Origin of the sequence: Bradyrhizobium sp. Cp5.3 (genome assembly GCF_000426265.1) — a bacterium.
GTDB lineage: Bacteria > Pseudomonadota > Alphaproteobacteria > Rhizobiales > Xanthobacteraceae > Bradyrhizobium > Bradyrhizobium neotropicale.
Map to the genome: position 1 here is coordinate 241,209 of NZ_AUFA01000002.1, position 26,426 is coordinate 267,634.

Annotated in this window: 21 protein-coding genes; 14 read left to right on the forward strand and 7 right to left on the reverse strand. The window is 64.9% G+C overall.

The features are described 5' to 3' along the window. Window positions 1-15 precede the first annotated feature (15 nt). From K289_RS0104170 to K289_RS0104185, 4 genes are all read right to left on the reverse strand, one after another. The gene (locus K289_RS0104170) at window positions 16-1,089 is read right to left on the reverse strand and encodes a malate/lactate/ureidoglycolate dehydrogenase (RefSeq protein WP_027550330.1); all 1,074 of its coding nucleotides are present in this window, start codon (window positions 1,087-1,089) and stop codon (window positions 16-18) included. 11 nt (window positions 1,090-1,100) lie between these two features. Further along, window positions 1,101-2,012, reverse strand: coding sequence for an NAD(P)-dependent oxidoreductase (locus K289_RS0104175; RefSeq protein WP_027550331.1), 912 nt, complete (start codon window positions 2,010-2,012; stop codon window positions 1,101-1,103). A 12-nt stretch (window positions 2,013-2,024) separates the two neighbouring features. Continuing rightward, a complete protein-coding gene (locus tag K289_RS0104180; protein WP_027550332.1) occupies window positions 2,025-3,275 on the reverse strand; it encodes a Zn-dependent hydrolase in 1,251 nt (416 codons plus the stop codon). A gap of 120 nt (window positions 3,276-3,395) precedes the next feature. Further along, a complete protein-coding gene (locus K289_RS0104185) occupies window positions 3,396-4,313 on the reverse strand; it encodes a LysR family transcriptional regulator (RefSeq protein WP_027550333.1) in 918 nt (305 codons plus the stop codon). Between the two features lie 119 nt (window positions 4,314-4,432). Here K289_RS0104185 and K289_RS0104190 point away from each other — a divergent pair, with 119 nt between their 5' ends. From K289_RS0104190 to K289_RS0104215, 6 genes are all read left to right on the forward strand, one after another. Further along, entirely contained in the window at window positions 4,433-5,248 is an 816-nt protein-coding gene (locus K289_RS0104190) for a putative hydro-lyase (protein WP_027550334.1), read from the forward strand. Between the two features lie 88 nt (window positions 5,249-5,336). Then, complete coding sequence (locus K289_RS0104195; RefSeq protein ID WP_027550335.1) at window positions 5,337-6,581, forward strand: ABC transporter substrate-binding protein; 1,245 nt, start codon at window positions 5,337-5,339, stop codon at window positions 6,579-6,581. 196 nt (window positions 6,582-6,777) lie between these two features. After that, entirely contained in the window at window positions 6,778-7,611 is an 834-nt protein-coding gene (locus K289_RS0104200; protein WP_245283843.1) for a branched-chain amino acid ABC transporter permease, read from the forward strand. Further along, entirely contained in the window at window positions 7,611-8,594 is a 984-nt protein-coding gene (locus tag K289_RS0104205; protein WP_027550337.1) for a branched-chain amino acid ABC transporter permease, read from the forward strand. Before K289_RS0104200 ends, K289_RS0104205 begins: the two co-directional genes overlap by 1 nt. Beyond that, window positions 8,591-9,322 (forward strand): ABC transporter ATP-binding protein, encoded by a 732-nt coding sequence (locus K289_RS0104210; RefSeq protein WP_027550338.1) that lies wholly within the window; start codon window positions 8,591-8,593, stop codon window positions 9,320-9,322. The genes K289_RS0104205 and K289_RS0104210 overlap by 4 nt, the downstream gene beginning before the upstream one ends. Beyond that, window positions 9,306-10,010, forward strand: coding sequence for an ABC transporter ATP-binding protein (locus K289_RS0104215; RefSeq protein WP_027550339.1), 705 nt, complete (start codon window positions 9,306-9,308; stop codon window positions 10,008-10,010). Before K289_RS0104210 ends, K289_RS0104215 begins: the two co-directional genes overlap by 17 nt. Before the next feature lie 179 nt (window positions 10,011-10,189). Here K289_RS0104215 and K289_RS0104220 read toward each other — a convergent pair whose 3' ends face one another. After that, window positions 10,190-10,858 (reverse strand): aldolase, encoded by a 669-nt coding sequence (locus K289_RS0104220; RefSeq protein WP_027550340.1) that lies wholly within the window; start codon window positions 10,856-10,858, stop codon window positions 10,190-10,192. 49 nt (window positions 10,859-10,907) lie between these two features. On the opposite strand from K289_RS0104220, the gene ltnD reads away from it, so the two are divergent. From ltnD to K289_RS0104250, 6 genes are all read left to right on the forward strand, one after another. Next, window positions 10,908-11,882 (forward strand): L-threonate dehydrogenase, encoded by a 975-nt coding sequence (ltnD, locus tag K289_RS0104225; protein ID WP_371260785.1) that lies wholly within the window; start codon window positions 10,908-10,910, stop codon window positions 11,880-11,882. Window positions 11,883-11,896: 14 nt separating this feature from the next. Then, entirely contained in the window at window positions 11,897-12,679 is a 783-nt protein-coding gene (gene otnI, locus K289_RS0104230) for a 2-oxo-tetronate isomerase (protein WP_027550342.1), read from the forward strand. Then, the gene (gene otnK, locus K289_RS0104235) at window positions 12,676-13,953 is read left to right on the forward strand and encodes a 3-oxo-tetronate kinase (protein WP_027550343.1); all 1,278 of its coding nucleotides are present in this window, start codon (window positions 12,676-12,678) and stop codon (window positions 13,951-13,953) included. The genes otnI and otnK overlap by 4 nt, the downstream gene beginning before the upstream one ends. 168 nt (window positions 13,954-14,121) lie before the next feature. Further along, on the forward strand, window positions 14,122-15,813 hold the full coding sequence (locus tag K289_RS0104240) for a methyl-accepting chemotaxis protein (protein ID WP_027550344.1): 1,692 nt from the start codon (window positions 14,122-14,124) through the stop codon (window positions 15,811-15,813). A 258-nt stretch (window positions 15,814-16,071) separates the two neighbouring features. Further along, window positions 16,072-19,251 (forward strand): efflux RND transporter permease subunit, encoded by a 3,180-nt coding sequence (locus tag K289_RS0104245; protein WP_027550345.1) that lies wholly within the window; start codon window positions 16,072-16,074, stop codon window positions 19,249-19,251. After that, window positions 19,238-20,440: an efflux RND transporter periplasmic adaptor subunit gene (locus K289_RS0104250; RefSeq protein WP_027550346.1), complete on the forward strand. Its 1,203-nt coding sequence runs from the start codon at window positions 19,238-19,240 to the stop codon at window positions 20,438-20,440. The genes K289_RS0104245 and K289_RS0104250 overlap by 14 nt, the downstream gene beginning before the upstream one ends. Before the next feature lie 107 nt (window positions 20,441-20,547). Here K289_RS0104250 and K289_RS0104255 read toward each other — a convergent pair whose 3' ends face one another. Both K289_RS0104255 and K289_RS0104260 read right to left on the reverse strand, forming a co-directional pair. Further along, the gene (locus K289_RS0104255; protein WP_027550347.1) at window positions 20,548-22,065 is read right to left on the reverse strand and encodes an acetyl-CoA acetyltransferase; all 1,518 of its coding nucleotides are present in this window, start codon (window positions 22,063-22,065) and stop codon (window positions 20,548-20,550) included. A gap of 115 nt (window positions 22,066-22,180) precedes the next feature. Beyond that, the gene (locus K289_RS0104260; RefSeq protein WP_027550348.1) at window positions 22,181-23,314 is read right to left on the reverse strand and encodes a nitronate monooxygenase; all 1,134 of its coding nucleotides are present in this window, start codon (window positions 23,312-23,314) and stop codon (window positions 22,181-22,183) included. A 252-nt stretch (window positions 23,315-23,566) separates the two neighbouring features. On the opposite strand from K289_RS0104260, the gene K289_RS0104265 reads away from it, so the two are divergent. Further along, window positions 23,567-25,231 carry an NAD(P)/FAD-dependent oxidoreductase gene (locus tag K289_RS0104265; protein WP_027550349.1) on the forward strand — a complete coding sequence of 555 codons (1,665 nt, stop codon included), beginning with the start codon at window positions 23,567-23,569 and terminating at the stop codon, window positions 25,229-25,231. A gap of 275 nt (window positions 25,232-25,506) precedes the next feature. Further along, window positions 25,507-26,388, forward strand: a complete 882-nt coding sequence (gene yghU, locus K289_RS0104270) for a glutathione-dependent disulfide-bond oxidoreductase (RefSeq protein ID WP_027550350.1) — start codon at window positions 25,507-25,509, stop codon at window positions 26,386-26,388. The last annotated feature ends 38 nt before the right edge of the window (window positions 26,389-26,426 follow it).

A 26,426-nucleotide genomic window follows, 5' to 3' on the forward strand; every position in this document is an offset into this window, starting at 1 on the left:
CGGTGGAGGTGGCAGCTAGCCCGCGATCTTCTCGATCGCCGCCTGATCCAGCCCAAACTTCTTCCCGGCATCCAAAATCTCCTGCCAGGTGTTCGGATCGACCGGGATACCTTCGGCCAAGCGCTTCGTCTTCGTTTCGCGCTCGGGGTCGCCGGCGATTTTCACCTTGTCGACGCCAGGGCCGGGGGGCGAGCCGGTATGCCAGGCGACGAAGCTCTCGACTTCACGCGCGAGGTTCTCGGCGGTGCCGAGTTTGGTCGGGTCGATGATGATCGAGAGCATCCCGTTGAGGACGCGGCGCTTGCCGTCGGCCGGGCCTTTGACAGTCTCGCCGCCCGAAAGCGCGCCGCCCAGGATTTCACACACCAGTGCGAGCCCCGAGCCCTTGTGCTCGCCGAATGGCAGGATGGCGCCGTGCGGCGCGATCACGGTGTAGCGCGGATTGACGGTCGGCTTGCCCTCGTTGTCGATGATGGTGCCGGGCTCGAGCTCGACGCCCTTGTTGAAGGCGACGCGGGTCTTGCCCTGCGCGATCTTGCTGGTTGCGAAGTCGAGCACGATCGGCTCCTTGCCCGTGCGCGGGATGCCAACGCAGAACGGGTTGGTGCCGTGGCGCGCATCGCTGCCGCCCCAGGGTGCAACGATGGGCCGCGAGATCACGTTGACGAAGTGGATCGAGACGAGGCCGTGGTCGATGCACTGCTCGGCCCAATGGCCGATGCGGCCGATATGATGCGCGTTGGAGAGACCGACGACGCACACGCCGTTGCTCTTGGCCCGCTCGGCGCCCAGTTCCATCGCCTCAAAACCCATCACCTGGCCGTAGCCGGTGAGGCCGTCGAGCGTGAGCAGGGGGCCCGTATCCATCACGATCTTGACGTGCTGGTTCACGGCGAGGCCGCCCTCGCTGACCGCTTCGGCATAGCGCGGGATCATGCCGACGCCGTGCGAATCGTGGCCTTTCAGGTTTGCTTCGACGAGGTTGGTTGCAACGAGGTCCGCTTCGCGGTCCGTGGAGCCGCCGGCCTTGGCGATGGCGCGGATGACGTTGGTGAGCGGCTCGGCTTTGATGGTGCGGTAATCGGCCATTGTTGTTGTTCTTATCCTTTCGCGATCCGGCGGCAGTGTTCCCATGCCGCAAAAATCAGGTTCTCGCTCGCCTCCGGCGTGCGGAACGCCGAATGCGCCGACAGCGTCACGTTCGGCAGTTTCGTGAGCGGATGATCGGCGGGCAGCGGCTCGATGTTGAAGACGTCGAGGCCGGCATGGCGGATGTGGCCCGACTTCAGCGCATCGATCATCGCCTGCTCGTCGACGATCGCGCCACGCGCGGTGTTGATGAGCACGACGCCCGGCTTCATCTTCGCGATCTTCTCGCGCGTGATCATGCCGCGCGTCTCGTCGTTGAGCAGCAGATGCAGCGACACCACGTCGCTTCTGGCCAGCACCGTGTCGAGATCGGTGAACTCCACGCCCGGATGGCTCTTCGGCGAGCGGTTCCAGGCGATCACCTTCATGCCGCTGCCTGAGGCGATGCGCGCGACTTCCGCGGCGATGCCGCCGAAGCCGATCAGGCCGAGCGTCTTGCCGGTGAGCTGCATGCCGTCCTCGCGCAGCCAGTTGCCGGCTCGCATCTCGCGATCCATCATCGCGATGACGCGGGCCGAGCCCCACATCAGCGCGATCGCGGATTCCGCCACCGCGGTGTCGCCATAGCCCTTGATCAGATGCACGGAGACGCCGAGCTGGCTAAGCTCCTCAGGATTCATGTAGCTGCGGGCGCCGGTGCCGAGGAACACCACGTGCTTGAGCCCTGCGCACTTCTTCGCAACCTCGGTCGGCAGCGCGGTGTGGTCGACGATCGCGATCTCGGCGCCGTCGAGAATCTCGGGATACTGCTCCGGCTTGATGTCGGGATCGCGATGGATCCGCACTTTGGGATCGCCGGGCCTCGTGAGCCGCTCCATGATCGCGGCCATGGCTTCATTGGCGTCGACGAAAACTCCGCGCATGTTTTTCTCCGATCAGGACGCGACGCCGGCGATCGCCAGCACGGTGTGCATGAGCACGTTGGTGCCCGCGGCACAGTCGGGCTGCGTGGCGTCTTCCAGCTCGTTGTGGCTGATGCCGTCCTTACAGGGCACGAACACCATCGCGGCCGGAATGACGGTATTGAGGTTGCAGGCGTCATGGCCGGCGCCGGAAGTGATGCGGCGACTGGAATAGCCGAGCGTCCTGGCCGCGTTCTCGACGGCCGCGATGAGCTTCGGATCGAAGTGCGTCGGCGGCTTGCGCCAGACCAGGTCGAGCTTCACCTCGACCTTGCGGCGCGCGGCGATCTCGGCAATCGCGGCGCGCAGGTCGCGGTCGAGCGCATCCATGATGGTCGCATCGGCGCTGCGGCAATCCACCGTGAAGGCGATCTCGCCGGGAATGACATTGCGCGAGGGGTTGGCGATGATGGCTTCGCCGATGGTGCCGACCGCCTTCGGCCCGTGCTTCTTCGCAACGGCCTCCATCGCCAGCACGATCTCGGACAGCGTGGCCAGTGCATCCCGCCGCAGCGGCATCGGCGTCGAGCCGGCATGGCTCTCGAAGCCGGTGATCTTGCCGTCGTACCACAAGACGCCCTGGCCGGAATCGACCACGCCGATGGTCTTGCCTTCGGCCTCCAGGATCGGGCCCTGCTCGATGTGCAATTCGACGAAGCAGCCGAGCTTCTGGAAGCCGACCGGCTTGTCGCCGCGATAGCCGATGCCGTCGAGTGCCTGGCCGACCGTGACGCCCTCGACGTCCTTGCGCGAGAGGATGTCGTCGGTGGTGAAGTCGCCGACATAGGCGGCAGAGGCCATCATCGCAGGTGCAAAGCGCGAGCCTTCCTCGTTGGTCCAGTTGACGACACAGATCGGCGCTTCGGTCTCGATGCCGGCATCGTTCAGCGTGCGGATGACTTCGAGTGCGCCGAGCGTGCCCAGGATGCCGTCATACTTGCCCCCGGTCGGCTGGGTGTCGAGATGCGAGCCGATGCCGACGGGCGGCTTCGACATGTCTCGCCCCTTGCGCAATCCGAACATCGACCCGAGCGCATCGACATGCACCTCCAGTCCGGCGTCCTCGCAGGCCTTGCGGAACCAGTCGCGCACCTGCTTGTCCTCGGCACTCAGCGTCAGCCGCCGCACACCGCCCTTGGCCGTCGCGCCGAATTGCGCGGTCTCGTGGATGGAGCCCCAGAGGCGGGCGGAATCGATTTGCAGATTGGTGGCGGCTCGGCTCATGCGGTCGTTCTCTCACTTGTCATTCCGGGGCGCCCAAAGCGCGAACCCGAAATCTCGAGATTCCGGGTTCGACGCTGACGCGTCGCCCCGGAATGACGATTTAGTTGTCCGGCGAATGATTCAATGACGCGCCGTCACGGCGGCGTCAACCGCGAGGCTGCTCTGCGCGATCTGCCGGGCAAGCTCGGCGACGCGCTCCACTGCCACGACGTCGGGCGAGGCGAGCCAGCTTGCCGTGAACGTCAGCGGTGCGATGTTGAGGTCGGTGTCGAGCAGTTGCAGCCGTCCGTCCGCGAGCTCGTTCTCGACGATCGCCGCCGGGATCACGGCGATGCCGAGCCCCTCGACCGCCATGTGGATGACGGTCGCGAGCGAGGCGGAGGCGTGCAGGCGGATCGGCGGCAGCTCCGGCCGGTCGAACACCTCGCGCACCACCTCGTAGGGCCGCGTCTTGCGCGGGAAGGTGATGATCGGGAACCGTGCAAGCTCGGCCCGTGTCACCGGGCCGCGGCCGAGGCCGAGCGAGGGGCTCGCAAGAAAACCGATCGGATAATCGGCGAGTACGCGGTTGTGCACGCCCGAGGTCGACAGCGGTCCCACCACAAATGCGAGTTCGATCTCCTGGCCGAGCAGGCGCGCGGTCAGGTTCGGCGTGATGTCGACTTCGATCTCCAGCGACAGGTTCGGATAGAGCTCGTTCACGCTTTTGACGAGGCGCGGCAGCCAGGTGTGCACGATGGTTTCGGCGACGCCGAGACGCATCACGCCGCGCATCGCGGACCGGTCGCCGATCTCGGCCATCATCGCCGCGCGCAGGCCGATCAGCTTTTCTGCATAGACCATCATCTGCCGGCCGCTCGGCGTTGGCGATGCCACGCGATGATCGCGGTTGAGCAACTTCACGCCCATCTCGCGTTCGAGCTGGGCGATGCGCTGGGAAATCGCCGGCTGGGTGGTGTTGAGCCGCGCCGCCGCGCCGCGGAAGCTGCCGAGCTTCACGACCCAGAGGAACGTTTCGATCGATCTGAAGTCCAGCATTGAAAGGAATTTCCCGATCGATAAATCTGCTTTATCGATATTGATTAGAAAGGACGATTAGACTTTATAGCATGCTTGGTGTTGGCTGTCCTTGTCGAGTTTATAGGCAGGTCGATCACATGACTGTTTTGGTGGCAGCGCAGCAAACTGAAACGCCCGACGCCCTCCCGAGCCGTCAGGCCCGGCTCGCCTACCGCGACGGGCGCGTCGCCTCCACCGCCGGCATCGCCCCAGGCTTCGTCCAGGGCAATCTGGCGATCCTGCCCGAGAAATACGCCAGCGCCTTTCATCGCTTCTGCCAGCTCAATCCGAAGCCGTGCCCGATCATCGGCATGTCCGACGTCGGCAGCCCGCACATCCCCGCGCTCGGCGCCGATCTCGACATCCGCACCGACGTGCCGCGCTACCGCGTCTGGCGCGACGGCGAGGTCGTCGACGAGCCGACCGACGTGTCCAAGCATTGGCGCGATGATCTCGTCACCTTCGTGCTCGGTTGCTCCTTCTCGTTCGAGGAGGCGCTGCTCGACGAGGGCATGCCGATCCGTCACATCGAGCACGATGTGCGGGTGCCGATGTACCGCACCAACATCGCGTGCAGCCCGTCGGGTCCATTCGCCGGCCCCATGGTGGTGTCGATGCGTCCGTTCAAGTCGGCCGATGCGATCCGCGCGGTGCAGATCACCTCGCGCTATCCGGCCGTCCACGGCGCGCCGGTGCATCTCGGTCATCCGCATCTGATCGGCATCAAGGATATCTCGAAGCCCGATTACGGTGATCCCGTGCCGGTCGCCGATGACGAGATCCCCGTGTTCTGGGCCTGCGGCGTCACGCCGCAATCGGTCATCAATGCCGCCAAGCTACCGTTCGCGATCACGCATTCGCCGGGGTTGATGCTGGTGACGGATCTCAAGAACAAGAACATGGCCGTGATTTAGTGGGCAGCGGTTGCTGCTTCTTCAGGCTTTACGGCGTCTATCAATCGCTCCATTCGACGAGCCAAAATGGGTAACAGGGGACTTTGCCATGACGATCACTCGCCGCGACGTATTGTTGGGTGCCACCGCCACTGCCGCACTGATGCCGCTCGCGGCCCGCGCGCAGACCTCGGAAGTCGTGATCGGCGTGATCTATCCGTTCTCCGGCGGCAGCGCGCAGCAGGGCATCGATGCGCAGAAGGCCTATGAGACCGCGCTGGAGGTCATCAACAAGGATACCGTTTTCGACCTGCCGCTGGCGAAGGGCGAGGGCCTGCCCGGCCTCGGTGGCGCCAAGGTTCGCCTCGTGTTCGCCGACCACCAGGCCGATCCGCAGAAGGGCCGCGCCGAGGCCGAGCGCCTGATCACGCAGGAGAAGGTCTCCGCCATTATCGGGACCTATCAGAGCGCGGTCGCCGTCACGGTTAGCCAGATCTGCGAACGCTACCAGATCCCGTTCGTGTCCGCCGACAACTCCTCGCCGAGCCTGCATCGCCGCGGCCTGAAATATTACTTCCGCGCTTCACCGCACGACGAGATGTACTCGGCCGCGATGTTCGACTTCTTCGATGCCATGAAGAAGAAGGGCACTAAGATCGAGACGCTGGCGCTGTTCCACGAGGACACTATCTTCGGCACCGACTCCGGCAACGCCCAGGCCAAGATCGCGGGCGAGCGCGGCTACAAGATCGTCTCCGACATCAAGTACCGCGCCAACTCGCCGTCGCTGTCCGCCGAAGTGCAGCAGCTCAAGACCGCGAACGCCGACGTTCTGATGCCCTCCAGCTACACCACCGATGGTATCCTCCTGGTCAAGACCATGGCCGAGCTCGGCTACAAGCCGAACGCGATCGTGGCGCAGGACGCCGGCTTCTCCGAGAAGGCGCTGTATGACGCCGTCGGCGACAAGCTCGAAGGCGTGATCTCGCGCGGCACCTTCTCGCTTGACCTCGCTCAGAAGCGCCCGATGGTCGGCAAGATCAACGAGATGTTCAAGGCAAAGTCGGGCAAGGACCTCAACGACCTCACCTCGCGCCAGTTCATGGGCCTGATCATCCTGGCGGATGCGATCAACCGCGCCAAGTCGGCCGACGGCGAGAGGATCCGCGATGCGCTGGCCGCCACCGACATCCCGGGCGAGCAGACCATCATGCCCTGGAAGCGCGTCAAGTTCGACGAGATGGGCCAGAACAACGACGCCGACCCGGTGCTGCTGCAATATCGTGGCGGCAAGTTCGTCACTGTCTTCCCGCCGCAGGCCGCGATCGCCGAGGCGACCTGGCCGATGAAGTAGTGCGGAGAGCGGGAGCTTAGACAGTAGCTCCCGCCCTCATCCTGAGGAGCGGGCATAGCCCGCGTCTCGAAGGACGAGGGCGGGCCCATCCTTCGAGACGCGCGCTGGGGCGCGCTCCTCAGGATGAGGTCAGAGTGTGGGGAAAGATGCAGTGACAGCCCAAGCCATTATCCAGAGTCTCGCGAGCGGCCTCCTGATGGGGCTGCTCTACGGTCTGATCGCGGTCGGTCTCGCGCTGATCTTCGGCCTGATGGACGTCGTGAACTTCGCCCATGGCGAGTTCCTGATGATCGCGATGTACGCGACCTTCTTCCTGTTCGCCTTCTTCGCGATCGACCCCTTGTTGTCGGCGCCGCTGGTCGCCGCGGCGCTCTTCATATTTGGGGCGGTAGTCTATCTATTGATCGTGCGCTTTGCCATGCGCGCCAAGGCCAACGCCGGCATGGTGCAGATCTTCTCGACCTTCGGCCTCGCCATCGTGATGCGCGGGCTCGCGCAGTTCTTCTTCACGCCGGACTACCGCAGCATTCCGCAGTCCTGGCTCGGCGGCAAGACGGTGTCGGTGGCCGGCATCTTCCTGCCGGAGCCGCAGCTGATCGGCGCGCTGGTCTCGATCGCGGCCTTTGCCGGCCTCTACTTCTTCATCAACCGCACCGATTTCGGCCGCGCGCTGGAGGCGACCCGTGAAGATCCCGGCGCGGTCGCGCTCGTCGGCATCGACAAGAACCGGGTGTTCGCGCTGGGCTGGGGCCTGGGCGCCGCGCTGGTTGGTCTTGCCGGCGCGATCATGGCGGTGTTCTTCTACATCTATCCCGACGTCGGGGCGTCCTTTGCGTTGATCGCCTATGTCACGGTCGCGCTCGGCGGCTTCGGCAGCGTGTTCGGCGCCTTCGCCGGCGGCATCGTCGTTGGTCTTGTCGAAGCCGTCACAGCGCTGGTGCTGCCGCCGTCGCTGAAGTCGGTCGGCATCTACGCCGTCTACCTGCTCGTCGTCTTCATCCGGCCGCGCGGCCTGTTCGGGTCGATGTGATGGACAAGAATTTTGCCGCGCGGCGCCGCCGCGATCTCATCATCGCCGCCGTCCTCGCGGTCATGGCAGCGCTTGCGCCATTATTCGTGAAGGACGTCTACGTCCAGAACATCCTGATCCTGACGCTGATGTATGCGGCGCTGTCGCAGAGCTGGAACATCCTCTCCGGCTATTGCGGGCAGATCTCGCTCGGCCACGCGCTCTATTTCGGCATCGGCGCCTACACCACCGAGCTGCTGTTCACGAAGTTCGGCGTGCTGCCGTGGTTCGGCATGATCAGTGGCGGCGTGATCGCGGCCCTGATCGCGATGGTGCTCGGCTATCCCTTCTTCCGCCTGCGCGGTCATTACTTCGTGATCGCGACCATCGTCATCGCCGAGATCGGGCTGCTGCTGTTCCAGAACTGGGACTGGGCGGGCGCCGCGCTCGGCATCACCATCCCGGTGCGGGGCGATAGCTGGCTGAAATTCCAGTTCCTGCGCAGCAAGCTGCCGTATTTCTATTTCGCGCTGGCGCTGTGCTGTCTCGCCTGGTTCGTGACCTGGTGGCTGGAGGATTCCAAATGGGGCTTCTGGTGGCGCGCGGTGAAGGACAATCCGGACGCCGCTGAAAGCCTCGGCGTCGTCGTGTTCAATTCCAAGATGGGTGCGGCCGCCGTCTCCGCCTTCCTCGTCGCCATCGGCGGTGCGTTCTATGCGCAGTATCTCGCCTATATCGATCCCGAAAGCGTCATGGGCTTCCAGTTCTCGCTGCTGATGGCGCTGCCGGCGGTGCTCGGCGGCATCGGCACGCTCTGGGGCCCGGTGCTCGGCGCGGCCATCCTGATCCCTATGACGGAGCTGACGCGCTCCTATATCGGCGGCTCCGGACGCGGCGTCGATCTGATCGTCTACGGTACGCTGATCGTGCTGATCTCGCTGGCGTTGCCGCAAGGGTTGGTGAGCCTGTTCTCGCGCGCGAAAGCAAAGGGAGCCACACGATGACTGCGCTCCTCGAAACCCGTGGCGTCTGGCAGCGCTTTGGCGGCCTCGTCGCCAACAGCGACGTCTCGATCTCGGTTGGTCGCGGCGAGATCGTCGGCCTGATCGGACCCAACGGCGCCGGTAAATCGACGCTGTTCAATCTCATCGCCGGCGTCCTGCCGCCGACCCAGGGCTCAATCTGGTTCGACGGCCAGGACGTGACCCGGATGCGTGCTGCCGAGCGCTGCCAGCTCGGGGTGGGGCGCACCTTCCAGGTGGTCAAGAGCTTTGAGACCATGACGGTGGTCGACAACGTCATCGTGGGAGCGCTCGTGCGCAACACCGTGATGCGCGAGGCTCGCCGCAAGGCGCATGAGGTGTTGGACTTCACCGGCCTTGCCGCGCGTGCCGACGTGCTCGCGAGCGACCTCGTGCCCGCCGAGAAGCGCCGCCTCGAAGTCGCGCGTGCGCTTGCGACCGAACCAAAGCTGCTGCTGCTCGACGAAGTCCTCACCGGCCTTACGCCGACCGAAGCGCAGACCGGCGTCGCGCTGGTGCGCAAGGTGCGCGATGCCGGCATCACCGTGTTGATGGTCGAGCACGTCATGGAGATCGTGATGCCGCTGGTCGACCGCGCCATCGTGCTCGACCTCGGCAAGGTGCTGGTCGAAGGCAAGCCCACTGAGGTCGTCCGCGATCCCAAGGTGATCAGCGCATATCTGGGAGATCGTCATGCTGTCAGTGCATGAAGTCACGACCGCCTATCAGGGCCTGGTCGCGATCTCCGCGGTCTCGATCGAGGTCGAGAAGGGCGAGATCGTCTGCGTCGCCGGCGCCAACGGCGCGGGCAAGTCGACGCTGCTGAAATCAATCGCCGGCGCCGAGCGCCCGCGTTCGGGCACGGTGACGTTCGACGGCAAGCGCCTCGAGGGCATGGCGCAGCATCACGTCACCGCCGCCGGCATCGCTTATGTGCCGGAGAACCGCCGCCTGTTTCCGCGCCTTTCGGTGCGCGACAATCTTCGCCTCGGCAGCTATCTCTATCGCGGCGAGACCAATCGCGAGGAGCCGCTCGATCTCGTCTTCAAGCTGTTTCCGCGCCTGTCGGAACGGCTCGAGCAGCGTGCCGAGACGCTAAGTGGCGGCGAGCAGCAGATGCTTGCCATCGGCCGCGCGCTGATGACGCGCCCGCGGCTCTTGATGCTGGACGAGCCCTCGCAGGGCATCATGCCAAAGCTGGTCGACGAGATCTTCCAGGCGGTCAAGCGCATCCGCGACGCCGGCATGACTGTTCTGATCGTCGAGCAGCGCATGGCCGAGTGCCTCGAGATCGCCGACCGCGCCTACATCCTGCAAACCGGCCGCGTGCTGCTGCAGGGCCCGTCGGCGGAGATCAAGGGCAATCCCGACGTGCGCAAGGCGTATCTGGGGCTGTAGGCGTTACGGCTCTCTCCACACAGGCAACCGTCATCCTGAGGTGCGCGCCCTTGCGCGCCTCGAAGGATGCGCCGCGAGCGCCCGTGGCAACCACCAGTGATGGTGCAAGCCCACTTCGTGGAGAACACGGGCCGCTGCCTCTATCTCACCTGGTGTAGGCCGCGCGAGATCGGTCATTCTCAGTGCTCATGCTCCGACAATCTCACCCCGAACACCTTCACCAGATCCTTCACTTGCTCGGGCGACAGATAGCGCGGGTTCATCCCCCGCAGCAGCAGGTACAGCTTGGCCGTCTCCTCCAGCTCTTCGGTCGCGAACACTGCGGCCTCCAGCGTGTCGCCGGCGACCACAGGGCCGTGATTGGCGAGCAGCACTGACGAATACTTCCCCGCCAGACCCTTGATCGCATCCGCCACCGCCGGATCACCTGGCCGATAATAGGGCACGAGCGCGGTGGCACCGCATTTCATCAGGTAATAGGCCGTCATCGGCGGCAGCGCGGCGCGCGGGTCGATCTCGGGCAGCATCGACAACGCGACTGAATGGGTCGAGTGCAGATGCACGATCGCGCGTGCACCCCCGCGCGTGTCGTAGAGCGCGGTGTGCAGCGGAACTTCCTTGGTCGGCGCATCGCCGGAGACGAGCCGGCCCTGCTCATCCAGCCGCGACAGCCGTGCCGGATCGAGGAAGCCGAGCGAGGCGTTGGTCGGCGTTACCAGCCAGCCGCCGCCATCCAGCCTCACGCTGATATTGCCGGAGGAGCCCGGCGTCAGCCCGCGCTCGAACAAAGAGCGTCCGAAGCGGCAGATGTCCTCGCGAAGCCGTGTCTCACTGCTCATGGCCGTCATGCCCGCTTGTCTCATGCTTTGGCAGCGCGGCCAAGCCGTGATATTCGGTTTGCCAGGCCGCGGACCAAAGCCTGGCCATCGGGGAACGTTCCAGAGGATGAGTTGCATGTCTGCCTCCACATCACAGAATCAGCGCGTTGCCGTCATCGGGCTCGGCTCGATGGGCTTTGGCATGGCGACCTCGCTGAAACGCGCTGGGTTTGCCGTCACCGGCTGCGACGTCTCGGCCGATGCGGTGGCGCGCTTCGTGAACGACGGCGGCGCGGGCGCCAAGACGCCGGCCGAGGCAGCCAAGGGCGCCGACGTCGTCGTCAGCGTCGTCGTCAACGCCGCGCAGACCGAGGCGGTCCTGTTCGGCAAGGATGGTGCCGCCGAGACCATGCCGAAGGACAGCGTCTTCATCTCCTCGGCCACCATGGATCCCGATGTGGCGCGGCGTCTCGCAAAGCAGTTGGAGGCGTCCGGTCGGCATTATCTGGACGCGCCGATCTCCGGCGGTGCGCAGCGTGCCGCGCAAGGCGAGCTCACGATCCTGGCTTCCGGCAGTCCCGCCGCCTTTGCAAAGGCGCGCGCCGCGCTCGATGCCATGGCCGCAAAGCTCTACGAGCTCGGCGATGCCGCAGGTCAAGGCGCCGCCTTCAAGATGATCAACCAGTTGCTTGCCGGCGTGCACATCGCCGCCGCGTCCGAGGCGATGGCGTTCGCAGCCAAGCAGGGTCTCGACATCCGCAAGGTCTATGAGGTGATCACGGCCTCCGCCGGCAATTCCTGGATGTTCGAGAACCGCATGCCGCATGTGCTCGATGGCGATTATACGCCGCGCAGCGCGGTCGAGATCTTCGTCAAGGATCTCGGCATCATCCAGGACATGGCGCGGAGCGCCAGATTCCCTGTGCCGGTCTCCGCCGCGGCGCTACAGATGTTCCTGATGACGGCTGCCGCCGGCATGGGCCGCGACGATGACGCGTCGGTGGCGCGCATGTATGCGCAGGTCACCGGTGTGAAGCTTCCCGGCGACAAGTAAGCAAGAGGACTCCAATGCCGCGTTTTGCCGCCAATCTCTCGATGATGTTCACCGAGGTGCCGTTCCTCGACCGCTTCGATGCCGCAGCGCAAGCCGGCTTCACCGCCGTCGAATTCCTCTTTCCTTACGAGCATCCGGCCGAGGAGGTCGGCGAGCGGCTCAAGCGCAACGGCCTGACGCAGGCCTTGTTCAACCTGCCGCCGGGCGACTGGAATGCCGGCGAGAAGGGCTTTGCGGCGTTGCCGGCGCGCTTTGCCGATCTCAAGCAGAGCCTCGACACGGCGCTGCCCTACGCCAAGGCGACCGGCGTCAAGCGTCTGCATCTGATGGCCGGCATCGCCAACCGCGGCGACCGCCTCGCGATCGAGGCCTTTTACAAGTCGGTGGCGTGGGCGGCGGAGTTCTTCGGCCCGCACGGCATCGACATCGTGATCGAGCCGATCAATGCGCGCAACGTGCCCGGCTATTTCCTCAACGATTTCGGGTTCGCGCGCGACGTGGTCCAGGAGTTGAGGCTCCCCAACCTGAAGCTCCAGTTCGACATCTATCACTGCCAGATCATCCATGGTGACGTGACGATGCGGCTGCGCGAGATGATGCCGATCATCGGCCACGTCCAGATCGCCAGCATTCCCTCGCGCAACGAGCCTGACGGCGAGGAGCTGAACTATCCGTTCCTGTTCACTGAACTCGACCGGCTTGGCTATCCCGGCTTCGTCGGCTGCGAATACAATCCGCGCGGCAAGACCACCGACGGTCTCGCCTGGTTCAAGCCCTATGCAGGAGTGAAGCCGTGACCCTTGCGTTGGGCTGCATCGCCGACGACTACACCGGCGCCTCCGATCTCGCCAACACGCTGACGCGCGCGGGCCTGCGCACCGTGCAGACCATCGGCGTGCCCGCAGACGATCTGGCGCTGCCCGAGGTCGACGCCGTCGTGGTGTCGCTCAAGAGCCGCTCGATCGAGGCGGGTCTCGCCGTGTCGCGCTCCCGCGCGGCCGAGGCATGGCTGCGCGGCCGCGGCGCGCGCCACGTGCTGTTCAAGATCTGCTCGACCTTCGATTCCACCGATGCCGGGAATATCGGCCCGGTGATGGATGCGCTGCGCGCCGATTGCGGCGAAGCGATCGTGCTGGTGACGCCGGCCTTCCCGGAGACTGGCCGCACCGTCTACCAGGGCAATCTGTTCGTCGGCGCCGTGCCGCTCAACGAGAGCCCGCTGAAGGATCACCCGCTCAACCCCATGCACGATTCCAACCTGGCGCGGGTGCTGGCGCGCCAGAGCGAGGCGCAAGTCGGCCTCGTCGACCTCGCGGCCGTCACGCGCGGCGTCGATGCCGTGCGGGCGCGGCTGGCCGAGCTTTCGGGCAAGGGCATCGGCGCGGCGATCATCGACGCCGTGTTCGACCGCGATCTCGAGACCATCGGTCTCGTCGCCGCCGAACACACGCTGTCGGTTGGCGCCTCCGGCATCGGCCTCGGGCTCGCGCGGGCGCTGGTGTCGACAGGTAAGGTCAAATCGGCCGCGGCCGGCAGCGCGGAGGGCGCCGCGGTCGGCGGACCCGCGGCTTGTCTTGCCGGAAGCTGCTCGCAGGCGACGCTCCAGCAGGTCGCCAAGGCCGAAGCTGTCATGCCGGTGTTACATCTCGACTCGGACCGTATTATTACGGGGAAGGACGAAGCGCAGCGTGCGCTGGCGTGGGCGACGCCGCGGCTTGCCGACGGCCCGGTCCTGATCGCGTCGAGCGCGACACCGGATCAGGTCGCAGCACTGCAGGCGCGTCACGGCCGCGACGCGGCCGGTCACGCCATCGAGCAAACCATGGCCGACATCGCGGAAGGCCTTGTACAGGCGGGCGTGCGGCGTCTGATCGTCGCAGGCGGCGAGACATCCGGCGCGGTGGTCGACCGGTTGAGGATTCCCGGATTTCTCGTGGGAGTAGAAATCGCCGCTGGTGTGCCTGTGTTGCGTGCAGTTGGCTCTGATGCCGGCGATATGCTGCTCGCGTTGAAGTCGGGCAATTTCGGTGGACCGGAGTTTTTCTCGGACGCGCTTAGGGTCATGCGCTGAGCGCAGGGCCTTCTTAGCCGCCTGTTCATTTCTTTCGGCTTCGGTAGTCGTACGGAGTCGTAGTTAACAACTGCTCAGTCGCTTTGTTGTTGGATAACGGCGCCGATCCTTTTGGTTGACCGCCATTTCCAGGACGCGCCAACGCGTCCAACGCAAAGAGACCCGATTATGTTCGCCAAGATCTCCATTCGCGCCAAGATCATCACTGTCCTGGCGTTCCTGCTCTTCGCGATGGGCGGCATGGGCCTGCTCGCCGTCATGAAGATGCGGTCGATGAACGCCAACACGATCGACATCACCACGAGCTGGATGCCCAGCGTACGTGTGATCGGCGATCTTCGTGCGGGCGTCATCACTTACCGCAACGTGATCCGCGAGCACATGCTGGCAGAGACGCTGGAGGAAAAGCTCGCAGCCGAGAAAACACTCGCGACGGTGGTCGAGTCCAACACCAAGTTCCGCAAGACCTACGAGACGATGATCACCTCGCCCGAGGAGCGCGCTCTGTACGATCAGTGGTCTAAGACTTGGGAAGAGTACAAGAAAGGCACTCAGCAGGTCATGGCGCTGTCGCGTCAGGAGGCCGGCAAGATCCCGCATGAGGCGCACGAGCTGAACAGCAAGACCGTCAACAAGATCGGGCTTGAAGCCGACGCCATCCTGGCAAAGGACATCGAGCTGAACACCAAGGGGGGCGATCAGGCCGCTGCGGATGCCGCCGATACCTATTACAACGCCTTTATCCTAGTCGCGATCATCTTGGGCGCTGCGGTTCTGTCGGGCATCGGCGTCGGCTTCTATCTCGTCCACGACGTCTCCAGCGGCATCAACTCCATCGTCGAGCCGATGCAGGCGCTGGGCAAGGGCGACCTCACCGCGGAAGTCCCGCACCGTGGCGAGAAGACCGAGATCGGCGCCATGGCCGATGTGCTCCAGGTCTTCAAGGAGGCGCTGATCGCCAAGAAGGCGGCCGACGAAGCCGCCGCGCACGATGCCGAGGCCAAGATCGAGCGCGGCCGCCGCGTCGACAACATCACCCGCGAATTCGAGACGATGATCGGCGAGATCGTCCAGACCGTGTCGTCCGCCTCGACCCAGCTCGAAGCCTCCGCCTCGACGCTGACCTCGACCGCCGATCGCTCGCAGAAGATGGCGACCACGGTCGCGGCGGCGTCGGAGGAAGCCTCCACCAACGTGCAGTCGGTGGCGTCGGCGACCGAGGAAATGGCCTCGTCGGTCGGCGAGATCAGCCGCCAGGTGCAGGAATCGGCCCGCATGGCGGGCGATGCGGTCGGTCAGGCGCGCGCCACCACCGATCGCGTCAGCGAGCTCTCCAAGGCGGCCTCCCGCATTGGCGACGTCGTCGAGTTGATCAACACCATCGCCGGCCAGACCAACCTTCTGGCGCTGAATGCGACCATCGAGGCCGCGCGCGCCGGCGAAGCCGGCCGCGGCTTCGCGGTGGTGGCCTCCGAAGTGAAGGCGCTTGCCGAGCAGACCGCGAAGGCGACCGGCGAGATCGGCCAGCAGATCGCCGGCATCCAGGCCGCGACCAACGACTCGGTCGGCGCGATCAAGGAGATCTCCTCGACCATCGAGCGTCTGTCGGAAATCTCCTCGGCCATCGCCGCCGCGGTGGAAGAGCAGGGCGCCGCGACCCAGGAGATCGCCCGCAACGTGCAGCAGGCGGCGCAGGGCACCCAGCAAGTGTCGTCCAACATCACCGACGTGCAGCGCGGCGCGACCGAGACCGGGACGGCGTCCTCGCAGGTGCTATCGGCGGCCCAGATGCTGTCGAACGACTCGAGCCGGCTGAAGACCGAGGTCAGCAGGTTCCTGACCAATGTCCGCGCGGCGTAGGCCGCGGAGACACGAGAGTTCTGCGAGAGCGGCGCCTTCGGGCGCCGCTCTTTTTCTGCGCAGCCGAAAGCTGGCGCTGTAATCTTTCGAACACGGGCTGCATAGCTGCGATGCCTTATCCGCAGTGCGGGTAGCAGGGAATTGAATGGCGCGAGGCCGCTTCGCGTTGGCGCTTCCAGTGGTGTTCGGGTAAAGGGAAAAGAGGAATCCCCGTGGGGCGGATTCCGTTTTCCCACTTGACCTGGAATTGCCCGGCGAATGATTGCCCTGGTCCGTATTGCCCTGAGCCGGCCCTATACTTTCGTCGTGCTCGCGCTTCTGCTTCTGATCATCGGGCCGCTCGCGGCGCTTCGGACGCCAACCGACATCTTCCCGGATATCCGCATTCCCGTGATCGGCGTGGTCTGGCAGTACACGGGCCTGCCACCGGACCAGATGTCCGGCCGCATCACGACGCCGTTCCAGCGGGCGCTGACCACGACGGTCAATGACATCGAACACATCGTCGCCAACTCCTATAACGGCTTTGGCATCATCAAGATCTTCTTCCAGCCCAATGTCGACATCCGCACCGCCAACGCGCAGGTGACCGCGATCTCGCAGACGCTGCTGAAGCAGATGCCGCCGGGCGCGACACCGCCCTTGATCCTGAACTACTCGGCCTCGACCGTGCCGATCATCCAGGTGGCGCTTTCGGGCGACGGGCTCACCGAGCAGAACCTCGCTGATATCGGCATCAACCAGCTGCGTACGCCGCTGGTCACCGTGCCCGGCGCGGCGATCCCGTATCCGTTCGGCGGCAAGCAGCGCCAGGTGCAGATCGACCTCAATCCAACCGCACTCCAGGCGCGCGGCCTCTCGGGTCAGGACGTCGCCAACGCGCTCGCCGCCCAGAACCTGATCACGCCGGTCGGCACCCAGAAGATCGGCGAGTTCGAATACAACATCCAGCTCAACAACTCTCCGCTCAAGATGGACGAGCTCGGCAATCTGCCGATCAAGACCGTCAACGGCGCGATGGTCTATGTGCGCGATGTCGCAACCGTGCGCGACGGCAATCCGCCGCAGACCAATATCGTCCATGTCGACGGCAACCGCTCGGTGCTGATGATGGTGCTGAAGGCGGGCGCGACCTCGACGCTCGACATCATCTCGGGCATCAAGCAGAAGGTGATCGACGTCAAGGATCAGCTGCCGGACGCGCTGAAGATCGGCTTCATCGGCGACCAGTCGGTGTTCGTCCGCGGCGCGATTGAAGGTGTTGCCTTCGAAGGCGTGATCGCGGCGCTGCTGACCAGTGTCATGATCCTCCTGTTCCTCGGCAGCTGGCGCTCCACCATCATCATCGCGGTCTCGATCCCGCTGTCGGTGCTGGGCGCCATCATCATGCTCTCGGCGATCGGCGAGACGCTCAACATCATGACGCTCGGTGGGCTGGCGCTCGCCGTCGGCATCCTCGTCGACGACGCCACCGTCACAATCGAGAACATCAACTATCATCTCGAGCAGGGCAAGCCGGTCGAGCAGTCGATCCTCGATGGCGCCAACCAGATCGTGACACCGGCTTTCGTCTCGCTGCTGTGCATCTGCATCGTGTTCGTGCCGATGTTCTTCCTCACCGGCGTCGCGCGCTTCCTGTTCGTGCCGATGGCCGAGGCGGTGATGTTCGCGATGATCTGGTCGTTCATCCTGTCGCGCACGCTGGTGCCGACCATGGCGAACTACCTGTTGCAGGCGCATGTCCATCACGAGGGCGCGCCGCCGAAATCGCGCAATCCCTTCGTCTGGTTCCAGCGCGGCTTCGAGGCGCGGTTCGAGCGCATCCGCGGCGGCTATCGCGGCCTCCTGGGCATGGCACTGGCGCACCGCGCCGTGTTCGTGATCGGCTTCCTCTGCGTGGTCGGCGCGTCCTTCGCGCTGGTGCCGTTCCTGGGCCGCAACTTCTTCCCGGCAGTCGATGCCGGCAACATCCTGATGCATGTCCGCACCCAGGTCGGAACGCGCGTGGAAGAGACCGCCAACCAGCTCGCCGACGTGCAGAAGGCGATCCGCAAGCTGATCCCGGGCGAGATCGAGACGCTGACCGACAACATCGGCATGCCGATCTCCGGCATCAACATGACCTACAACAACACCGGCGTGATCGGTCCGCAGGACGGAGACATCCAGATCAAGCTGAAGGAGGGCCACAAGCCCACCGAGGAACATGTGCGCGTGCTGCGCGAGCAATTGCCGCGTCTGTTCCCGGGTGTGAGCTTCGCGTTCCTGCCGGCCGACATCGTCAGCCAGATCCTGAACTTCGGCGCGCCCGCGCCGATCGACCTGCAGATCCGCGGCGCCAACCTCGATGCCAACTTCGCCTATGCCAACAAGCTGCTGGCGAAGGTGCGCAGGATTCCCGGCGTGGCCGATGCGCGCATCCAGCAGTCGCCGAACAACCCGACCTTCAACATCGATGTCGACCGCACCCGCGCGCAATATGTCGGCCTGACCGAGCGCGACGTCACCAACAGCCTCGTGGTCAATCTCGCCGGCTCCTCGCAGGTGGCGCCGACATACTACCTGAATCCGGACAACGGCGTGTCCTACTCCATCGTGATGCAGACGCCGCAATACCAGATCGACTCGCTCAGCGCGCTGCAGACGCTGCCGATCACGGCGACCGGCAACTCACAGTCGCCGATCCTCGGCGGCATCGCGGACATCAAGCGCTCGACGTCGAGCGCGGTGGTGTCGCAATACGACATCCAGTCGATGGTGCAGATCTTCGCCACGACGCAAGGCCGCGATCTCGGCGCGGTCGCCAATGATATCCGCCAGGTGATCGCAGATACCGCCAAGGAGGTGCCGAAGGGCTCCTCCGTGGTGCTGCTCGGTCAGGTGCAGACCATGAACAGCGCTTTCACCGGCCTCTTGTTCGGCCTGTTAGGCGCGGTCGTGCTGATCTACTTCCTGATTGTCGTGAACTTCCAGTCCTGGTCCGATCCCTTCGTGATCATCACGGCGTTGCCGGCTGCGCTCGCCGGCATCATCTGGATGCTCTTCACCACCGAGACCACGCTGTCAGTGCCGGCGCTCACCGGCGCCATCATGTGCATGGGCGTTGCCACCGCCAACAGCGTGCTCGTGATCTCCTTCGCCCGCGAGCGCTATGAGGAGCTCGGCGACCCCGTCGCGGCCGCGCTCGAGGCCGGCTTCGTCCGGTTCCGCCCGGTGCTGATGACGGCGCTTGCCATGATCATCGGCATGGCCCCGATGGCGTTGGGGTTGGGCGAGGGCGGCGAGCAGAATGCGCCACTTGGCCGCGCCGTGATCGGCGGCCTGATCTTTGCAACTTTTGCCACGCTGATGTTTGTTCCCGTGGTGTTCAGTATGGTACACAAGAAACAAGGCGCCAAAGCCGCCGCCCCATTGGAGACTCCGCATGTCGCCCACTGAACCTCGCTCGCCGGTGTCGCACCGGAAACTGGGCATCTTCGGCGTGGTGGCACTGATAGCGGCAGGCCTCGTCGTCGGCACCGGCATCCGTGCCCGCGAGGAACAGGGCTCCAAGCTGAAGGAATGGACCGATGATCAGGCCGTTCCGAGTGTCGCGGTGACCTCGCCCAACGCCAAGGGCCTCAACGCCACCATCGACCTGCCGGGCCGGCTGGAAGCCTATTACCGCGCTCCGATCTTCGCGCGCGTCTCGGGCTATCTGAAGAGCTGGAGCGCCGACATGGGCGCCCGCGTCAAAGCCGGGCAGGTGATCGCCGAGATCGAGGCGCCCGATCTCGACCAGCAGCTGCTCCAGGCCCGCGCCGACCTCGCCAGCCAGCAGGCCAGCGCGCGGCTGTCGGAAGCGACGTTGAACCGGCGCAAGACGCTGGTCGCCTCCAACTTCGTCTCCGCGCAGGAGATCGACGAACGCACGGCAGACCTCTCCAACAAGAACGCTGCCGTCCACTCCGGACAGGCCAATGTCGAGCGCCTGGAGGCGCTGGCCGGCTACAAGAAGATCACCGCGCCGTTCGACGGCGTGGTCACGGCGCGCGACACTGACGTCGGCGCGCTGATCAATGCCGGCGGCGGCTCGGGCCCGGCGATGTTCGTGGTCTCCGACATCACCAAGCTGCGCGTCTACGTCAACGTGCCGCAGAATTATGTGCCGGCGATCAAGATCGGCGCCAAGGCCACCATCAGCCTGCCGGAATACCCGAACCGGACGTTCCAGGCGACGGTGGAAGCTTCCTCGCAGGCCGTCGACGTCGCCTCCGGCACCACGCGCATGCAGCTCGGGCTGGACAATTCGAGCGGCGAACTGATGCCCGGCGGCTATGCCAGCGTGAAGCTCAATCTGCAGCGCGATTCCGCGCCGCTCAGCATCCCCGCCAGCGCTCTCATCTTCAACAGCAATGGCCTGCGTGTCGCGACCGTCGGCCCCGACGACAAGGTGCAGTTCAAGACCGTGACGATCGCCCGCGATCTCGGCCGCGAGATCGAGCTTGCCTCAGGCATCGCGCCCGACGACCGCATCATCACGGCTCCGCCGGACGGCCTTTCTGACGGCGATCAAGTGCGCGTCGTCGGCGCCGGTGCCAAAGGCAAGCCGGCCACCGCGTCGGAGAAGCAGGCGCCGAGGAGCTAGCTCCGGTCTTGTAGGGTGCGCAAAGCGAAGCGTGCCCACCAATCTCCAAGCGATCGCGGAAAGAAGGTGGGCACCGCGCAAGAGCGCCTTTGCCCACCCTACGACAGCTACGCCACCCGCCACTCCGGCACGCCATCAGCGGCCATCGTGATGTCGCCGAGCGAGCCGACCGGAGTCCGGTCCATGTTCAGCAGATGCGCCAGCGTTGCGCTGTCGTTTGCGGGAATGCGCGCCAGGGTGCGCTGGTCGTCACTCGTGCGCAGCATGACGACGCCGTGCTCGACCTCGCCGCCCCGGCCATAGAGCACCGTAAAGCTCTCGACCTTGCCTTTGCCTGAGGCTTCCGTGACGAAATCCGGCACGGCGCGCTTGTTGCGGTCCGCCTCCGCTTGCACGCTGGTCGCCTGCGCCAGCGCTTCGCGTGCTGGCCCCTTCGAGACCACCAGCGCATGATGCTTGGTGACGAAGCCGCCCTGGCCATAGAGCAGGCCGAGCTTGGCGCCATCGCGCAGACGGCGCACCATCGCACAGGCCGCATGGGTCATGTAGGTGTTGAGCGGCGCGCCGAAGAAGGTAAGGCCGCCGTTCACGGTCGGCTGCACGTCCGCCCCTAATCCCAGCGTCCGCCGCGCCATCTTGGGCACGCAAGGGAAGCAGCTGTAGAGCTCGATCGCGTCGAAATTCTTGCCGTCACCGCCGGCGAGATCCATCGCTGCCCTTAGCACCGCATTCTGCGGATGACTCTCATGGAACTGGTCACGCAGCAGATAGTCGCGCGGCTCCTCGGCCGAGGCGCCGCCGAGCGGGTAGACCAGCCGGTCCTCGGCGATGCCGGCCGCGCGCGCCTTGGCGAGACTGGTGAGCAGCAGCGCGCCGCCCATGTTGACGCTGGGATTGGCAACCATCAGCTTCGTATAAGGCCACGCGATCAGGCGGTTGTCGGCCGTTGGCGTCGTGATCTCGTCTGGCGCATGACGGCGCTTCAGCCAGGCGTTGGGATTTTGCGCGGCGGCGTCCGCATAGCGCGACCACAACGTGCCTGACTCGGCCATCGCCTCGCGCGGTGTCTGGCCCCAATGCGCCGACGAGGCCGCTTCATAGAAGGGATAGACCGTGACGGGGCGGAACACGCCGAGCTTGACCGCAAGCGGCTTCTGGAACGCCGCGCCGCGCTTGGGCTCCTCGACATCATGGGCGAACGGCGTCCACGGCAGTTTGACACCGGCGCGCTCGGCCTTGGTCGCGGTCGACTGCGCCTCGGCGCCGCAGACCGCGGCCACGCTGCATTCGCCGCGCGCGATGCGCTGCGCGGCCTCATGGATATAGCGGATCGGGCTCTCGCCGCCGACCGGGCCGTAATAGCAATGCGATGGCGCAACACCGAGCCGCTGCGCCAGCAGCTTCTCCGGATCGCGATAGCGCCAGCTCAGGAAATTGACGACGTCGAGCGACTGCAATTCGTCAAGCAGCTTCGCACCGGCATCCGCTTCCGCGCGCCGCAACGCCTGCTCGAGCAGATCGAGCGGCTCGAGGCCGCCGGCGATCTCCTTGGGCCGATCGATGATCTCGCCGATGCCGACGATGACGGGAATGCGGTCTGGGGAAATGTTGGTCTTATCTGTCATGCTTCAAATCACGGTATCAGTTGTTTCGTCATTGCGAGCGAAGCGAAGCAATCCAGGGTCTTTCCGCGGCGACAATCTGGATTGCTTCGCTTCGCTCGCAATGACGGTGTGGCGTTCACTCCGCCACCAGCGCGTTCATGTGCTCGACGGCTTCGGCAAATTCTTCCTTGAACTCCTGCACCACGGCGCCGGCCGATTTGACGCTGTCGATCAGCCCCACGCCCTGACCGACGAAATAACTCACGAGATCACGCGCCCTTTCGTTGCCGGCGGCGGCCGCGCGGTCGATCGAATTGAAGGCATCGCGGCTGATGATGCTTTGCAGCGGCATCGGCAGTGCACCCGGGCTCTCCGGCGCGCGATCCCAGGCATCGGTCCACACCGAGCGGAGCTGCCGCGCCGGTTTTCCGGTGCGGCCCTTCGATCTCACCGCATCGCGCGACGACGCCGCGATCATCTTCTCGCGAAAGATTTCCGTGGTCTCGGCCTCGACGGTTGCGAGCCACACCGAGCCGGTCCAGGCGCCGGCCGCGCCCATTGCCATGCAGGCCGCCATCTGCCGTCCGGTCATGATGCCGCCGGCCGCCAGCACCGGCACGTCGCGGATGGGTTTGATCGCCTTGATCACCTCCGGCACCAGCACCATGGTCGAGACCTCGCCGCAATGGCCGCCAGCCTCGGTGCCCTGCACGACCAGGATGTCGACGCCGGCCGCGACCTGGCGCAGCGCATGCTCCTTGGCGCCGACGAGGGCTGCGACCGGCACGCCGTGCGTCTTGCCCATTTCGATCATCGCCTTCGGCGGCACGCCCAGCGCATTCGCGATCAGCCGGATCGGATGGCGGAAGGCGACTTCCAGCAGCTCCATCGCGGTCTTGGCATCGAACGGCTGCGGCTGATTGTCGGCAACTGAGGTCGTGGTCAGCTCGATATCGTACTTCTTCAGGAGCTCGCGGGTGTAGTTGCGGTGCTCTTGCGGCACGCGCGCCTCGAGGCTCTTCCAGGTGACATCCTTCTCGCCGGCGGTCGAGATGTTTTCAGGGATCAGCACATCGATGCCGTAGGGCTTGCCGTCGACGTGCGCGTCGATCCAGTTCAGCTCGCGTTCGAGAGTTTCCGGCGTGTGCACAGTCGCGCCGAGCACGCCAAAACCGCCGGCGCGGCTGACGGCGGCGACGACGTCGCGGCAATGGCTGAAGGCGAGCAGTGGGAACTCGATGCCCAGCATGTCGCAGATCGGCGATTTCATGGTCCTCTCCCGGCGGCCCTTCGGGTTGCTGTTGTTGCTTCTCCGGCGAAGGCTGTTCGACGCTAGCCCATCGTCGCCTGCGATGCCAAGCCGATTTCCCGCGCGTATCTTGCGTGCAGGCGTCACGCCGCGGACAGCGCATTCCGCTGCACAAAATAAGCAGAGCAGGGCTCGCCCATTTGCCTCTTGCGCTTTCGTCAGGCCGATAGAATGCTGCTCACAAGAACAGAAATAACGAGGGAGCGCCAACCGATGTCGTCAGCGCAGTCGAGTCCCGTCGAGCGCATCGTAACCGAAGGCTACGACGTGGTCGTCGTCGGCGCCGGCTTTGCCGGCATGTACATGCTGCATCGTCTGCGCGGGCTCGGCTTCTCGGCGCGCCTGTTTGAACAGGGTGGGGGCGTCGGCGGCACCTGGTACTGGAACCGCTATCCCGGCGCACGCTGCGACGTCGAGAGCATGCAGTATTCCTACTCGTTCTCGGAGGAGCTCCAGCAGGAATGGGACTGGAGCGAGCGCTACGCCCCGCAGCCGGAGATCCTCAAATACGCCAACCACGTCGCCGACCGTTTTGATCTGCGTCGCGACATCCAGTTCAACACCCGCGTCGAACGCGCTGCGTTCGATGAGCGCTCCAATAGCTGGTCTGTGACGACCTCCGATGGGAAGACAGTAAACGCCAGGTTCGTGGTGCTTGCGACCGGCTGCCTCTCGAACGCGCGCAAGCCCGACATCAACGGCCTCGAAAACTTCAAGGGGCCTGTCTACCACACCGGCAACTGGCCGCATGAACCGGTGGACTTCACCGGCCTGCGCGTTGCCCTCATCGGCACCGGATCATCCGGCATCCAGTCGGCGCCCGTGATCGCCGAGCAGGCAAAACACCTCACCGTGTTTCAGCGCACGGCGAATTTTTCGATTCCCGCCCGCAATGCTGCATTGACGGACGAGGAGCGCGAGGCGTTCCGCAAGAACTATCCGGAGATCCGCCGTTTCGCGCGCGAAGTGGCGCGCAACGGCATCTATGCACAGCAGCCTGATTGCGGTGCGCTGGACGACGACGCTGATGCAAGGCGCGGCAAATATGAAGCGCGCTGGGAGCGAGGCGGACTGACCTTCATGTATGTCTACAACAATCTCGGCCTCGATCGCACCGCGAACGACACGGCGGCGAATTTCGTGCGCGGCAAGATCGCGGAGATCGTTAGCGATCCCGAGACCGCAAAACTGCTCCAGCCGAACAGCCATCCGATCGGCACCAAGCGCATTTGCATCGACACGGATTATTTCGCGACCTTCAACCGGCCGAACGTCTCATTGGTCGATATCAAGACCAACCCGATCCAGGAGATCACCGCGAATGCCGTGCGCGTTGCGGGCACTGACCACGAGGTCGATGCGTTGGTGCTCGCGACCGGCTTCGACGCCATGACCGGATCGGTCGCAAAGATCGACATTCGTGGCCGCGGTGGACAGACGTTGAACCAGAAATGGGCGGAGGGCCCAAAGACCTATCTTGGCCTGATGAGCGCGGGCTTTCCCAACCTCTTCATCATCACCGGGCCGGGCAGCCCCTCGGTGCTGTCGAACATGGTCGTGTCGATCGAGCAGCATGTCGACTGGATCGCCGACGGCCTTGTCCACATGCGCAAGCATGGTCTTGCCACCATGGAGGCGGGCAGGGCGGCCGAGGACAAATGGGTAACCCACGTCAACGAGGTCGCTCACGGCACGCTCTATCCGCAGGCCAATTCCTGGTACATGGGCGCCAACATCCCCGGCAAGCCGCGCATCTTCATGCCCTATATCGGCGGCGTCGGCGTCTACCGGCAGATCTGCAACGACGTCGCCGCGAAGGGATATGAGGGATTTGTGATGGAGCGGGCGGTGCAGCCGGAGGCGGCTGCCGCGTCATAGTTGCTCTCTCCGCGCCGTCGTTCCGGGGCGATGCGACCGGACCGCGCAAAGCGCGGCCCGGAGCATCGAGCCCGGAATCCATTTCTCCAAGCACTCCTGTGGGACGATGGATTCCGGGCTCGCCCTTCGGGCGCCCCGGAATGACGGCGTAGAGATGGGCTGCCATGACGAAACGCAGAGGCCTCCCGGCGGGTAATGCATCCCAATACCCTTGCCAATCCCGCCCCGGTCGCTAGCTAACAGGCCACGCGCCTTCCGCGCCGGAGCCCTTCCGCATGACCGATACCCCCGCCTACGTACCGCCCAAAGTCTGGACCTGGAATAAGGAAAACGGCGGGCAGTTCGCCAACATCAACCGTCCGATCGCCGGTCCCACCCACGACAAGGAGCTGCCGGTCGGCCGCCATCCGCTCCAGCTCTATTCACTGGCAACGCCGAACGGGGTGAAGGCCACGGTGATGCTGGAGGAGCTGCTGGCGCTCGGCCACAAGGGCGCCGAATACGATGCCTGGCTGATCAAGATCGGCAATGGGGACCAGTTCGGCAGTGGCTTTGTTGACATCAACCCGAACTCGAAGATCCCGGCGCTGATGGACCGCTCCGGACCAGAGCCGATTCGGGTATTCGAGTCCGGCTCGATCCTGGTCTACCTCGCCGAGAAGTTCGGCGCCTTCCTGCCGAAGGATATCAAGACCCGCACCGAAGCCATGTCCTGGCTGTTCTGGCAGATGGGCAGCGCGCCCTATCTCGGCGGTGGCTTCGGCCACTTCTATGCCTACGCGCCGACCAAGATCGAATATGCCATCGACCGCTTCGCGATGGAGACCAAGCGCCAGCTCGATGTGCTCGACCGGCGGCTCGCGGACAACGAGTATCTCGCGGGCAACGAATACACCATCGCCGACATCGCGGTGTGGCCATGGTACGGCGCGCTCGCCAAGGGGCTGGTCTATGGCGCAGGCGAATTCTTGTCCGTGCAGGACTACAAGAATGTGCAGCGCTGGACCGACCAGATCGCCAAACGTCCCGCAGTGAAACGCGGACGCATGGTCAACCGCGTCTCCGGCGATCCCGCGAGCCAGCTCCACGAACGCCACGACGCCAGCGACTTCGAGACCAGGACGCAGGACAAGATCGGCGAAGTGGCTGCGTCGTAAGTGGCCGCCTGCTTCACCTCGCCCCGCTTGCGGGGAGA

Excerpts from the sequence above, each read along its gene's own strand:
- K289_RS0104170 (WP_027550330.1), bottom strand. The coding sequence starts at position 1,089 with ATGGCCGATTACCGCACCATCAAAGCCGAGCCGCTCACCAACGTCATC.
- K289_RS0104175 (WP_027550331.1), bottom strand. The coding sequence starts at position 2,012 with ATGCGCGGAGTTTTCGTCGACGCCAATGAAGCCATGGCCGCGATCATG.
- K289_RS0104180 (WP_027550332.1), bottom strand. The coding sequence starts at position 3,275 with ATGAGCCGAGCCGCCACCAATCTGCAAATCGATTCCGCCCGCCTCTGG.
- K289_RS0104185 (WP_027550333.1), bottom strand. The coding sequence starts at position 4,313 with ATGCTGGACTTCAGATCGATCGAAACGTTCCTCTGGGTCGTGAAGCTC.
- K289_RS0104190 (WP_027550334.1), top strand. The coding sequence starts at position 4,433 with ATGACTGTTTTGGTGGCAGCGCAGCAAACTGAAACGCCCGACGCCCTC.
- K289_RS0104195 (WP_027550335.1), top strand. The coding sequence starts at position 5,337 with ATGACGATCACTCGCCGCGACGTATTGTTGGGTGCCACCGCCACTGCC.
- K289_RS0104200 (WP_245283843.1), top strand. The coding sequence starts at position 6,778 with ATGGGGCTGCTCTACGGTCTGATCGCGGTCGGTCTCGCGCTGATCTTC.
- K289_RS0104205 (WP_027550337.1), top strand. The coding sequence starts at position 7,611 with ATGGACAAGAATTTTGCCGCGCGGCGCCGCCGCGATCTCATCATCGCC.
- K289_RS0104210 (WP_027550338.1), top strand. The coding sequence starts at position 8,591 with ATGACTGCGCTCCTCGAAACCCGTGGCGTCTGGCAGCGCTTTGGCGGC.
- K289_RS0104215 (WP_027550339.1), top strand. The coding sequence starts at position 9,306 with ATGCTGTCAGTGCATGAAGTCACGACCGCCTATCAGGGCCTGGTCGCG.
- K289_RS0104220 (WP_027550340.1), bottom strand. The coding sequence starts at position 10,858 with ATGACGGCCATGAGCAGTGAGACACGGCTTCGCGAGGACATCTGCCGC.
- otnI (WP_027550342.1), top strand. The coding sequence starts at position 11,897 with ATGCCGCGTTTTGCCGCCAATCTCTCGATGATGTTCACCGAGGTGCCG.
- K289_RS0104240 (WP_027550344.1), top strand. The coding sequence starts at position 14,122 with ATGTTCGCCAAGATCTCCATTCGCGCCAAGATCATCACTGTCCTGGCG.
- K289_RS0104245 (WP_027550345.1), top strand. The coding sequence starts at position 16,072 with ATGATTGCCCTGGTCCGTATTGCCCTGAGCCGGCCCTATACTTTCGTC.
- K289_RS0104250 (WP_027550346.1), top strand. The coding sequence starts at position 19,238 with ATGTCGCCCACTGAACCTCGCTCGCCGGTGTCGCACCGGAAACTGGGC.
- K289_RS0104255 (WP_027550347.1), bottom strand. The coding sequence starts at position 22,065 with ATGACAGATAAGACCAACATTTCCCCAGACCGCATTCCCGTCATCGTC.
- K289_RS0104260 (WP_027550348.1), bottom strand. The coding sequence starts at position 23,314 with ATGAAATCGCCGATCTGCGACATGCTGGGCATCGAGTTCCCACTGCTC.
- K289_RS0104265 (WP_027550349.1), top strand. The coding sequence starts at position 23,567 with ATGTCGTCAGCGCAGTCGAGTCCCGTCGAGCGCATCGTAACCGAAGGC.
- yghU (WP_027550350.1), top strand. The coding sequence starts at position 25,507 with ATGACCGATACCCCCGCCTACGTACCGCCCAAAGTCTGGACCTGGAAT.